Source organism: Pedobacter sp., assembly GCF_040513095.1.
GTDB lineage: Bacteria > Bacteroidota > Bacteroidia > Sphingobacteriales > Sphingobacteriaceae > Pedobacter.
The window spans coordinates 44,424-56,749 of the sequence record NZ_JBEVDX010000159.1; the positions used below are offsets into that span (position 1 = coordinate 44,424).

Sequence of the window (12,326 nt, forward strand, 5' to 3'; positions counted from 1 at the left end):
CTAAAAAACATGGCAGCAAAAAAGAAGTTTGATTGGTTACACGTAGCCATATCATGGGGTGCAAGTATCGTTATCATTGGAGCATTATTCAAAATCCTTCACCTTGGAGGGATATGGGGAAATTATATGATTGGTATCGGTCTGGGCGTAGAAGCATTTTTATTCTTCTTAACCGGATTTTTCCCGCCAGCACCAGAACCAGCATGGGATAGGGTTTACCCTGAACTAAGTGACAGCTTTACAGGTGAGTTGCCTACAGTGTCTGCAAGACCGGTAGCACCAGTGGCCCAGACCGGATTCTCGTCTACAGCAGCATTGGATAAAATGCTCGGAGATGCGAAAATCGGACCTGAACTGATAGAAAGCTTAGGAAATGGCCTGCGTACCTTCGGCGATAAAGTTTCGGCAATAACTTCAGTAGCGGATGCTTCAACAGCAACTACAGAATATACGGGAAAAATCAAACTGGCCTCAGCAAGCTTTGACACCCTTACCGGTGCTTTCAGCAAAGCAACAGCTCATTTAGTTGAATTGGGTGAAACCAGTACCGATGCTAAAGCTTACCACGAACAGGTAACTCACCTGGCAAAGAACCTTTCTTCTTTAAATGCAGTATATGAACTGGAATTACAGGATTCAAGTGCGCATCTGAAATCAATGAATAAATTTTATCAGAACTTATCCCTTACCATGAACAACTTCAATGAATCAATGGAAGATTCAAAACAGTTCAAGGAAGAGGTGGGTAAACTGGCTAAAAATCTGTCATCACTAAATGCTATTTATGGTAATATGCTGACGGCTATGAACCAGCCACGTACCTAGTCTCAGATAATTAAATATTTACTTAACCAGAGAGAGCTTATATAATGGCCGGAGGAAAAGAATCAGCAAGGCAGAAGATGATCAATATCATGTATTTGGTATTGTTAGCTATGCTTGCGCTAAACGTATCTGATACAATATTGAATGCATTTAAGAATATCAACGATAGTCTTGAATCATCCAGAACCAATGTGAACACAAGCATTGACCAGCTCTTTACAGCTTTCCAGAATACAAAGCTGAAAGAAGAGCCGGCAAGGGCACAACCTATTTGGGACAAAGCCAATCAGGCAAAAAAATATGCTGATGAACTGAATGCATATGTGCAGCAGATCAAACAGCAGTTCAGCACCGCCGGTGGCGGATTGAGCGAAGAAACAGGTGACCTTGTTGAAAGAGGTAACCTGGATATCGCCCAGGGCATCATGATCAACCAGAAAGAAGGCGAGAAACTGAAAGCGAAAATCAACGAAACCAGGGAAAAGCTGATCGCTTTACTGGAGCCGCAGGACCGCAAAAGTGTTTCCTTTTCACTGGAAGCCAAAGATGCAGAAAAAAATGTTTCGGGTAAAAAGTTATGGGAAGACATCAACTTCGGTGAAGGAACTCCATTAACGGCAGCAAATACTGTACTGAGCAAAATTCAGGCAGATACTAAAAATGCTGAAGCAGAGATCGTAAAAAAATTATTCGGTAATATGGATAAATCTCTGGTTAACCTTGACCAGTTTGCTGCGGTAGCAGTAGCACCAAGTTCATATGTAATACAGGGACAGCCTTACGCTGCACAGGTATTCCTTACGGCCAGTGATTCAAAGTCAAGTCCTGAAATTACCGTTAACGGCAGCAGGTTAAATACCAAAGACGGTAAAGGAACTTATACCGGCGGTACAGGATCTGTTGGTGTTTTCAAATGGTCAGGTGTGATCCGTGTGAAACAAACCGACGGGCAGGTGAAAGAATACAGAACTCCGGAACAAACTTACCAGGTGGCAAAACCATCAGCTACAGTTTCACCGGATAAGATGAACGTAATTTATGCAGGTATTCCCAATCCGTTTTCAGTATCTGCAGCAGGTTTTCCTCTGGAAAGCGTAAGGGCAAGCATGCCGGGCGGATCTATTACTGGTTCAAACGGTAAATTCTCAGTAAAAGTTGGTGCAGATCAGGTAGGTAAAACTTTGAATATTTCGGTATCTGCAAGCAATGCCGGAAAAACACTTAATCTGGGTTCTCAGGCATTCAGGGTAAAAGCCCTGCCTACACCGAAAGCTTTTATCAAAGGAAAATCCGGTGGTAATGTAGACCTCGAATGGCTGGCAAGATCAAACGTGATCGAGACACAGCTGGATGATTTTGTATTCGATATTACATATAAGGTAATCAGGTTCAATACCACATTCATTAATCCAAGATCAGACGCTGTTACTATGGCAAACCCAGGTGGTTCTTTTGGCGGACAAGTGAAAGGTGCCCTGAACTCAATTAAACCAGGTGCAACAGTAATCTTTAAAGATATCGTTGTTGAAGGCCCTGACGGCAGACAAAAAAGCCTGGATGCAATAACATTTATAGCTAAATAGATTCAAGATGAAGAAAGTTCTATACACTATTATCCTGCTGTTATTTGGAACAGCGTCTTTTGCGCAGACGCCGGCTACTCCGGTAAGTGCCCCTGTTCTTAAAAAAACCAAGATCAAAACTCCACCTAAAGATGGTTTTTATGCCAGAAAAGATGTGGATAGTAGTGTTATGGTGCCTTTTGCTGATGTAAGGGAAGAAGATGTTTTCTATTCAAAACGTGTCTGGCGCGAAATCGACCTGCGTGATACCATCAACTCTGTATTGAAATCAGAAAGTTCAAAACTAATTGAAATCCTGATGGATGCCGTGGCAAATGAAGAACTGACGGTTTATTCACCAAAAGATACGACTTCAGGTAAATTACTGGAAGATAACGACTCCTTTAAGATTGCTTTGACTGCCAATGAAGCTTTAACAAGCGCAAGAGGAACCTCTGAGGGAGATCCTGATGCGAATGGAAAGGTAGGTGCCCCGATTATGAAAAGGCTCAGACCAGACGAGTTCCTGAAGTACAGGATCAAGGAAGACTGGATCCTGGACGTGAAAAGATCCGTTTTTGAACCACGTATCATAGGTATTGCACCGATGAAAATGGTTGAAGGCAACTGGCAGCCGGTATTTTGGATCTACTATGATGAAGCCAGGCCTTTGCTAAGCAAATCTAAACTGGTAAATCCTGCCAATGACGCATCTGTACTGACTTATGACGACTTCTTTGTAAGACGACTGTTCTCAAGTAACATTGTGAAAGAGACTAACCCGGCAAATAAAACAATCATAGAAATTCTGAACCAGACCGATCCTAAAGATCCGAGAAAGTTATATGAATCTGACCGTATCAAAAAAGGGATGTCAGATTATGAGCAGAGTCTCTGGGAATACTAATCCAGTCGCTGGAAAGCGTAATCCAAATGATAAACAAAACCCCGGTGCCATTGGTACCGGGGTTTTGATTTTACATATTTTTGGCGGCAAAAAAGGCCAGCAGTGTTTGTACCTGCGATTTATTAAGGACCTTCTCCAGATCGGCAGTAGTCGCTTCTTTGATTTTCTTTACCGATTTAAACTGGCGCAGCAGTTTATCAGCCGTAGTTTTTCCAATTCCGGGAATAGATTCCAGTTCTGTTTTCAGGGTGCCCTGATCCCTCTTCTTCCTGTGAAAGGTAATACCGAAACGGTGGGCCTCGTCACGCAGCTGCTGGATGACCTTCAGGGTTTCCGATTTCTTATCCAGATGCAGCGGGTAGCTGTCTCCCGGATAATAGAGCTCTTCAAGGCGTTTTGCTATACCAATCACGGTAACCCTCTTATCTATACCCAGCTTCTTCAGACTGCTTACAGCCGAGGATAGCTGCCCTTTACCACCATCAATGATGATCAGCTGAGGCAAACTCTCTTCTTCCTCCAGCATCCGCTTATATCGCCTGTAAACAGCTTCCTCCATAGTGGCAAAATCGTTGGGACCTTCTACTGTCTTTACGTTAAAATGCCTGTAATCCTTTTTTGAAGGTTTGGCATCTTTAAATACTACAATAGCCGAAACGGGGTATGCGCCCTGGAAGTTGGAGTTGTCAAAACATTCGATATGGACCGGCAGCTGGGTAAGCATCAGATCTTTCTGCATTTGCGTTAAAATGCGTTCAGAACGAAGGTCCGGGTTCAGTTTTTCATACTGGTTCAGTTTTTCGCGTCTGAAGAACAATACGTTTTTATGGGATAATTCCAGCAGGTTTTTCTTTTCTCCCAGTTTTGGAACAGTAAATTTCAGATTTTCATCAGACAGGGTGATGTCAAAGGGGACAATCACTTCTCTGGACGTACTGTTAAATTTTGTCCTGAATTCAGTAATGGCTATGGTCAGCAGTTCCTCATCAGATTCATCCAGGCGTTTTTTGATCTCTATGGTCTGCGTCTGGATAATACTGCCATTCATGATCTTCAGATAATTCACAAAGGCATACCTTTCATCAGAGGCAATGTTTACCACATCCACATTAGTGATAGAACTGTTCACCACAGTAGATTTACTCTGGTATTTCTCCAGCACCAGCAATTTCTTCTGGTACTGGTGTGCGTATTCAAAGTTGAGGTCAGCCACAGCATTTTTGATAATCTGCTTCACTTCCCTGATCACATTACTGATCTTTCCGTTCAGGATTTCTTTGATCTCTTCTATATTCTGGTCGTAATCGGTGTGCGACTGATAAGCCTGACAGGGGCCTTTACAATTCCCGATCTGATATTCCAGGCAAACTTTAAACTTGCCGCTTTCGATATTATCGTCAGTGAGGGGCAGGTTACACGTACGCAGGGGATAGGTTTCCTTAATCAGGTCCAGAATAGTATGCATCATGCCAACAGAGGCGTAGGGGCCAAAGTAAGTTGATCCGTCCTTGATCTTGTTCCTGGTCCAGTAAATACGTGGGAAAGCTTCTTTTTTGATAATAATCCATGGATAGGTTTTATCATCCTTCAGCATGATATTGTAGCGCGGCTGATGCTTTTTGATCAGGCTGTTTTCCAGTAACCAGGCATCAATCTCACTGTCAACAATGGTAAAGGTAATCTTACGGATCTTGGAAACCAGCACCCTGGTCTTGCCATTCATCTGGGTATCCTGATTGAAATAAGAACCCACCCGGTTCCTCAGGTCTTTGGCCTTACCGATATAGATCAGTGTATCCTCCTGGTCCCAGTACTGGTAAACACCGGGATTATGGGGAATATCGGCTAATGCCTTTTTGTAATCAAAACTGCTCATTTAAAAACCTAACTTCTGGTCAAGTGCTGTCGTATCTGTTTGCTGCTGCTGATACTGGTTACAGTCATAAGTGATGGATACGCCGTTTTTAGGCATTTCAAAATCACCCTTGCTTATTTTCAATTTTGAGTTTGCGTATACTTTTTTGAAGAACCCTCCAAAAACAGGCATTGCGGTTTTCGCTCCTTCACCCTGATTGGTATTTATAAAGTGGAAAGCACGGTCTTCGCAACCTGTCCAAACACCTGCAACCAGGTCGGGCGTGATACCAACAAACCATCCGTCAGAGTTGTTTTGAGTGGTACCGGTTTTTCCGCCAACAGGAGTGGTGATGCCATATTTACTGATCAGCGGGTAGCCAAAACCTGTTTTTACTACACCAATCAGCATGCGTGTCATCACATAGGCTACCTCTTCATTCATTGCCGGGTGTTTCTGCGGCGTCTGAGAGAATAAAACGACTCCGTTCTTATCTTCGATCCTCAAAATATAGGTCGGCTGCGTCCATACGCCCTTATTGGCAAATACACTGTAGGCACCTACCATGTCAAAAACCGAAGCATCAAAAGTACCCAGTGCAATAGATGGGTAAGCAGGAACATTTGAGGTAATCCCCATTTTCTTTGCAAGTGTTGCCACGGCGGTAGGGCCTACCTGTTTCATCAGATATGCGGCAATAAAGTTTTGTGAATAAGCCAGTGCTTTTTGTAAGGTCAGGTATCCGGGCAGTGTACCTCCTGATTTTGGTGTCCATGGCGCACTGCCGGGAACTTCAATCGTCACAGGTTCATTCAGTACCTGGTAACACGGGGAATAACCATTTTCAATTGCTACAGAATAGGTAAAAGGTTTGGCTGTTGAACCTACCTGTCGTGTTCCCATTTTTACCTGGTCGTACTTAAAATGCTCATAGTTGATACCACCTACCCAGGCTTTTACATAACCTGTTTTGGGATCCATGGCCATCATCGCATTTCTCAGCAGTAATTTATAATATTTAACCGAATCAATTGGTTTCATCAGTGTATCAATATCACCCTTCCAGGTAAAGATGCTCATTTCCGCAGGCGTGTTGAAATCTGATTTGATCTCTTCATCAGATTTTCCTTCCAGCTGCAAAGCCTTGTAGCGATCTGACCTTTTGATCCCCTGTTCAATCTGCAATTCCTTGTCTTTAAAAGGGTCCTTGCCTTTCCAGCTTTTCAGGAATTGTGCCTGCAGCAGCTTCATCGCATCTTTCTGGGCATCCTCGGCATACACCTGCATGTCATAGTTGATCGTTGTAATTACACGGAGACCATCCCTGTCCAGATCGTATGGTGTGCCGTCTGCCTTTACAATAGAGCGTTCCTGAAAAATTCTTCTGATATCGTTTTTAAGAACTGCCCTGAAATACGGGGCGATACCGTCATTTACGGTTGCTGCACTGAAATGCAAACCCAAAGGTTTCTCTTTTTCCTCTTCAAACTGCTGCTGGGTAAGCATATCTTCCTTGACCATATTGGCCATCACTGTATTCCGGCGGGCCAATGAGCGCTCCGGGTTGCGGGTAGGTGAGTAGCGGGTAATCCCTTTCTGCAATCCCACCAGGGTAGCTGCCTGCGGTACAGTAAGCTGATCAGGGGTTGTATTAAAGTATACTCTGGCGGCCGACTTAATTCCATAAGCCTGGTTACCGAAATCCACGGTGTTCAGGTACATAGTAATAATCTCTTCCTTGGTATAGTTGCGTTCCAGTTTTACAGCTACAATCCATTCCTGAAACTTCTGCATCAGCCTTTTGAAGAAATTGCGCTGGCGTCCCTCTTCAGAAAACAGGTTTAAGGCCAGCTGCTGTGTAATGGTACTTGCGCCCTGTTTTTTACCGATGAGGTTGTAGAAGATAATAGTAAAAGTACGTTTGAAGTCGATTCCCGAATGTTCTTTGAAACGGGTATCCTCAGTTGAGATCAGCGCGTTGATTACATTTGGGGAGATCTGGGAATAATTTACATTTGATCGGTTCTGTACAAAGTAGGTCCCGAGAACTCTTTTGTCTTCGGTAAGAATTTCAGATGCCTGGTTACTTTTCGGATGTTCAATATCCCTGAAAGAGGGCAGCGCACCGAATAATCCGAATCCGATGGCAACGATGAACAAAGAAAAGATAAGCAGTGCTCCAATAAAAAGCTTCCAGAGGGTAAGGTTATAAGATTTTATCTCTGCAGCTGAAATATTCTTGGTCATTTTTGATAGGTGTTATTGTAGAAATCTAAGTATTTAGTTACAAGATCTTTACTCTGAAGTTTTTCAAAGTTTTCCTTACTAATAATAAAGCTGGAATATATTCCGGCCGGAACTTTCATGATCTGCTTCAATTGAGGAGTAATTCCATCAGCGTAACTTTTTGCTTCTGCAAAACTACTAAAGTTCCCAACATATATGAGTTGGTCATTGTCAAATTCTGTTAATTGATGCCTTAGTCCCGCATCAGCATAGTTGCCCCTGTTAAACTGGCCGATCCCGAAACGAGAAGAACTGAGCCTGAGGCTGGCGTCTTCCACGTCAATTACGTAATAGTACACTTTTGACTCCTCAGCGCTGAAGATCGGTTTCCCGATAACAGGTGGAGGCGTAACAGTAGTTTCTGCTTTTGGTGTTTCTTTCAGGATAAGCTCAGCAGTTTTAACCTCTGGTTTTGGAAGGACTGCGGGTTGAGCGGCTTTTGGTGGCAGAGGCTGCGAAGGCAGTGGCTCCGAAACAAAGAAACGGGGTTCATTGATATCAAAATCTGGTAGTGCAACTTTCCTTTTACTGAATTCATCCCTGTGGGCAGCAATATAGGCGAGATGACTTTTTACAAGTGGTACGATTACTTTATCGAGGGGATAAGCAGCAGTAATATCAGTAAAAGCGGCAACCAGGCTGTCGATAGGCTGCGTTCTTCCGATAGCAATGGATTTGAGGTAGCTGAGCTGCGGGTTCATCATGCTGTTTGGATACTTTTCCATACTCGCGTTCGCGGAATTAATCACCTCCGGAAAAGCCTTTCTTTCGTATTGCCCGAACACCTGGTTATACACAGCGAGTACTTTGGCTTCCAGTTCCGACTGCTTCAGGGAATACTGGGGATCCAGTATAGTTTTGGCATACACACTTGAAGGAAACTGATCCAGTACGAGTTTTCTGTATTTATCTGAACTTGCCGCATTGCTGCTTTTGTAGCCGAGGTACAAACTATAGTAGATCGGGGCCAGACGGTTATTATCTGGAAAGCGGCTGAGGATTACCTGGTAAATTCTGAGTGCCTCTGCCTGGTCTTCCAGTTCCTGCTGGTAGAAATTGGCCATCTCATAATAGGCATCTATGATCTTCTGATTGGATGCTGCCAGCTGTGCCGGCGTAAGCGGTAATGCAGAAAGGTATCTGCTGGCGGAAGTATCAGCGGCGCTGCCGATCGCAATAGTTTTTTCGTTGGGCCTGCCACCATTCTCTACTTTTACGATACTTTCAGTAGTGGCCTGTGAGGAAGACTTCAGGCTCTGGCGCCAGTCGTCCTCCAGTTTCCTCTTGCCCCATCTCGTACTGAAATCGGAGCTGCCCCTGTTCATTGCAGCAGGATTGCTAAAGTAGAAGGTAGAACCACTATTCAGCGCAGCATTACCTCCCGCAGTTACTGCCTGATTCGCCGCGGCAAAAGGATCTTCTTTAAAGCTCCCGTTATCGGCTGCGGCGGTTTTTGCCTTCAGCGTCATCTGTTTGATCCTTGCTTGCTGTTCCGCTTCCGGTAATTTTGCCAGCAGCTGTAAAGTATCCTGAAAGGCTATCGCCTCATAACGTTTGCTGATATACTCCAGGTTATTGCTTTTCCTGAGGATCTGTTCGTATCCCGGATAGCTTTTTGGCAGCGTAGTGACAGTACTGTCATAATAATCTTTTGCTTTGAGGAAGTTCCTGAATTCCTTAAAGTTCAGATCGGCCAGCCTGAGGTATGAAATCCCTTTCTGGTAACTGTTCCTGCTGCTGTTGCGGACGGATAGCTTATAGTATTTTTCTGCAGCAGTAAAATCACTGTCATCTGCATAACTTTCTGCTATATGGTAATAGATCTGATCAATATACTCCAGGTTTTTATCATCGCGCAGCAGGGCAGTCAATTGTTTCTTCCTGTTGAGACGTTCCCCGTTCAGCAGCCCGGTCAGTTTAATCCTGTTCAGGTTCGCGTTAAAGTACAGTTCAAAGGCAGCGTTGCTTTTCTGTACGCTGAGATAGTGGGACAGGGCTTCCTTGTAATCTTTTTGCTGTTCATACAACTGGGCAAGGATGTACGTCCAGCGGATGCGGTTGCGTTTCAGCGGTGTGGCTTTCACTGCGTTTGTCAGGAGTAGTATTGCATCAGCGTAGCGTCCCTGGTAAATATACATTTGTGCAATGGTGGCCAGAGGTTCTGCTTTGCCGCCTTTCATATCGGGCAGGTCCCTGTATACGGTATCCAGGATCAGCGCAGCATCCTTCAGGTTATCCAGCTGCATCAGGCTTCTGGCTTTCCAGTTTAAAGCGCTCACCCGGATATTTGGTTTTGAACTGTAAGTTTTTGCAGTGTAATCAAAATACTCTTCAGAAACAAAGTAATTGGTCTTGTAATACTGTGCCCTTCCCATAAGTATGTAGGCATTGTCAATATAATTGCTGAATGCTTTATCCGCAACAATTGCCTGGGCTTTGGTAATGATCTTATCCAGGTCCCTTTCGTTTACCGGAACATTGGCTAGGGTACTGAAACTGAATTTTTCAGGAACAGTATACACAGGCAAGATTTCATTGTAATTGTCTTTATACGTTTCGTAAAGCTGTTCCTCGTAACTATCGAGGATAAGATTGGAATTGTAGATATAGTTATACCTTGCAGTAAGGTTTTGCATGCCCCTGCTCATTGCGGTGTCTTTAGGAGTGCCACATGCTGCCAGCAAACACAGCCCTATAAGAGAAGAGAATAATCTGATGTGGCGGTAGGCTGTATTCTTCAAAAGGCAGAATTGGTTCATTACAAATGTAATAGAATATGACAAAAGTATTTTATTAAGCACTATTTTCTAAGTAAATTAATTTAAATTCTAAGTTTGCATAAAATGGATAATAACCGGAAAGGAAAAAACACCACAAACTTTGTCAGGTATACCGGCATGGGCTTCCAGATGCTGGCCGTTATCGGCCTGTTTGCCTTTGCAGGATATAAAATAGATACGTACCGGCATAGCGATAAGTTTATCTTCATGGCAATTTTAGGATTGATCGGGGTAATCATTTCACTTTACCAGGTTGTGAGACAATTGAATAGTAAAAATTAAGAGGTGGATTCATCTGCTAATTTTATATTTTTGTAAAAAAAAGAGATTTGAATTTAGCCAAATTTACCCTGTACTATGTAATTTATACGTTGATTCTTGCGGGAATTGCGTACGCCCTTCCATTCTTATTCCCGCATGTCACTTTACTTGTTAACAAGTTCTGGCTGGTGTTCGGCTTCCTCGGAGGGCTTACCTACATTGCTTATCTCACTGCTTTTTTCGGTATAAAAATAGATCCGCAGGCCGGTGTAATGGCCATTATGGGCTCTATTGTTTTAAAAATGATCTTTTCTCTGGCTTTCGTGCTGATTTACAGCCTGAACAGTACTGAGAAGGGGATAGTTTTCGCGCTTAACTTTTTTTCTTTATATTTATTGTTCAGCTTCTTTGAAATATACTCCCTGTTATGTAACTTGCGCCACCAAAATAAATAGTAAAAATCTGCCAGTAAATGGATTGTAGCCACGTTTTTGATTTTAAAGTAAGTAGGTTAATTGTTGTTTTCACGCTTTTTTTAGCGTTTTTCTTTGTAACGCCCCTGTTATATGCGCAGGAGGACACTTTGAAGACAACTGAAGCCGCTCATGCCGAACCAGAGGCAGAGAAAAAGTTTAACCTGGGTAAGTTTGCTCTGCATCACGTTGCTGATTCGCACAGCTGGCATGTATTCGGCGACTATACAATTGGTCTTCCTGTAATACTTTACACACCTTCCGGATTAGCCACATTTAACGCCAGTGAATTCCATGAGGATGAAGATGGTAAAGTTGTTGTTGAAAGGGCGGGCCAGCGTTTTGTAATGGTGCATGATAAAATTTATTATGCAGCAGACAGGGCAAATGAGCATGGCGCTTATGCAGAGCATGATGCTGCCGGTAAGGTGACCAATAAACGTCCCCTGGATTTCTCTATCACTAAAAACGTGTGTACACTGTTCCTTTCTGTGGTACTTCTTCTTGCGGTATTCCTGAAAGTAGCCAACGGTTACAAGGTTAGAAACGGCAAATCCCCTAAAGGATTGCAGTCATGGTTTGAACCGATCATCATGTTTGTACGTGACGATATTGCCAAACCTAACTTAGGTCATAAATACGAGCGTTTCATGCCATATTTGTTAACCGTGTTTTTCTTTATCTGGTTTAACAATATGCTGGGTCTGATTCCTTTCCTTCCGGGAGGAGCCAACTTAACTGGCAACATCTCTATCACTGTAGTTCTGGCAACGATTACCTTCCTGCTGGTGAACTTCAATGGTAACAAGTATTACTGGAAACACATCTTTACACCTGATGTGCCATGGTGGTTATACATTGTACTGGTACCGGTAGAGATCATTGGTATATTTACCAAGCCTATTGCACTGGCCATACGTTTATTTGCAAACATCACTGCAGGCCACATTCTGGTACTGGCACTGATAGGACTGATCTTCGTATTCAACTCTGTTTTTGTATCGTTTGTATCTGTTCCTTTTGCACTCTTCATTTATGGAATTGAGTTGCTGGTTGCATTTATACAGGCGTTTATATTTACCATATTATCTGCACTGTTCATTGGAATGGCTGTAGAGGAACACCACTAATTAGAATTTTTAACAACAATTAATATATAGAATCATGATTACAGGAAGTATTGCTGCAATTGGTGCTGGCTTAGCTGCTATTGGCGCTGGTATGGGTATCGGAAAAATCGGTAGTTCAGCTATGGAAGGTATTGCCCGTCAACCGGAAGCAGCCTCTAAAATTCAAACTGCGATGTTGATCGCTGCTGCATTCGTTGAAGCAGTTGCTCTTTTCGCGGTAGTAGTTGCATTAGTGTAACTAAAAATG

At 43.2% G+C, this 12,326-nt stretch carries 10 protein-coding genes; 7 read left to right on the plus strand and 3 right to left on the minus strand.

What is annotated here, in order from left to right; genetic code table 11:
• Positions 1-9: 9 nt before the first annotated feature.
• The 3 genes from porL to porN are packed head-to-tail and all read left to right on the plus strand — an operon-like array spanning position 10 to position 3,294.
• Positions 10-825, plus strand: coding sequence for a type IX secretion system motor protein PorL/GldL (gene porL, locus ABWY16_RS17860; protein ID WP_353906024.1), 816 nt, complete (start codon positions 10-12; stop codon positions 823-825).
• Between the two features lie 44 nt (positions 826-869).
• Positions 870-2,408, plus strand: coding sequence for a type IX secretion system motor protein PorM/GldM (porM, locus tag ABWY16_RS17865; protein ID WP_353906025.1), 1,539 nt, complete (start codon positions 870-872; stop codon positions 2,406-2,408).
• A 7-nt stretch (positions 2,409-2,415) separates the two neighbouring features.
• Positions 2,416-3,294, plus strand: coding sequence for a type IX secretion system ring subunit PorN/GldN (porN, locus tag ABWY16_RS17870; RefSeq protein ID WP_353906026.1), 879 nt, complete (start codon positions 2,416-2,418; stop codon positions 3,292-3,294).
• Between the two features lie 70 nt (positions 3,295-3,364).
• Here porN and uvrC read toward each other — a convergent pair whose 3' ends face one another.
• From uvrC to porW, 3 genes are read right to left on the minus strand one after another with little or no spacing between them, the layout of a single operon-like run.
• Complete coding sequence (gene uvrC / locus ABWY16_RS17875; protein WP_353906027.1) at positions 3,365-5,170, minus strand: excinuclease ABC subunit UvrC; 1,806 nt, start codon at positions 5,168-5,170, stop codon at positions 3,365-3,367.
• A complete protein-coding gene (locus ABWY16_RS17880) occupies positions 5,171-7,396 on the minus strand; it encodes a transglycosylase domain-containing protein (RefSeq protein WP_353906028.1) in 2,226 nt (741 codons plus the stop codon).
• Entirely contained in the window at positions 7,393-10,194 is a 2,802-nt protein-coding gene (gene porW / locus ABWY16_RS17885; RefSeq protein ID WP_353906029.1) for a type IX secretion system periplasmic lipoprotein PorW/SprE, read from the minus strand. Before porW ends, ABWY16_RS17880 begins: the two co-directional genes overlap by 4 nt.
• 84 nt (positions 10,195-10,278) lie before the next feature.
• On the opposite strand from porW, the gene ABWY16_RS17890 reads away from it, so the two are divergent.
• From ABWY16_RS17890 to atpE, 4 genes are all read left to right on the plus strand, one after another.
• The gene (locus ABWY16_RS17890; protein WP_353906030.1) at positions 10,279-10,497 is read left to right on the plus strand and encodes an AtpZ/AtpI family protein; all 219 of its coding nucleotides are present in this window, start codon (positions 10,279-10,281) and stop codon (positions 10,495-10,497) included.
• A gap of 47 nt (positions 10,498-10,544) precedes the next feature.
• On the plus strand, positions 10,545-10,931 hold the full coding sequence (locus ABWY16_RS17895; RefSeq protein WP_353906031.1) for a hypothetical protein: 387 nt from the start codon (positions 10,545-10,547) through the stop codon (positions 10,929-10,931).
• A gap of 128 nt (positions 10,932-11,059) precedes the next feature.
• Positions 11,060-12,079 (plus strand): F0F1 ATP synthase subunit A, encoded by a 1,020-nt coding sequence (gene atpB, locus ABWY16_RS17900; protein WP_353906032.1) that lies wholly within the window; start codon positions 11,060-11,062, stop codon positions 12,077-12,079.
• A gap of 37 nt (positions 12,080-12,116) precedes the next feature.
• Positions 12,117-12,317, plus strand: coding sequence for an ATP synthase F0 subunit C (atpE, locus tag ABWY16_RS17905; RefSeq protein WP_090555667.1), 201 nt, complete (start codon positions 12,117-12,119; stop codon positions 12,315-12,317).
• Positions 12,318-12,326 lie beyond the last annotated feature (9 nt).

Excerpts from the sequence above, each read along its gene's own strand:
- porL (WP_353906024.1), top strand. The coding sequence starts at position 10 with ATGGCAGCAAAAAAGAAGTTTGATTGGTTACACGTAGCCATATCATGG.
- porM (WP_353906025.1), top strand. The coding sequence starts at position 870 with ATGGCCGGAGGAAAAGAATCAGCAAGGCAGAAGATGATCAATATCATG.
- porN (WP_353906026.1), top strand. The coding sequence starts at position 2,416 with ATGAAGAAAGTTCTATACACTATTATCCTGCTGTTATTTGGAACAGCG.
- uvrC (WP_353906027.1), bottom strand. The coding sequence starts at position 5,170 with ATGAGCAGTTTTGATTACAAAAAGGCATTAGCCGATATTCCCCATAAT.
- ABWY16_RS17880 (WP_353906028.1), bottom strand. The coding sequence starts at position 7,396 with ATGACCAAGAATATTTCAGCTGCAGAGATAAAATCTTATAACCTTACC.
- porW (WP_353906029.1), bottom strand. The coding sequence starts at position 10,194 with ATGAACCAATTCTGCCTTTTGAAGAATACAGCCTACCGCCACATCAGA.
- ABWY16_RS17890 (WP_353906030.1), top strand. The coding sequence starts at position 10,279 with ATGGATAATAACCGGAAAGGAAAAAACACCACAAACTTTGTCAGGTAT.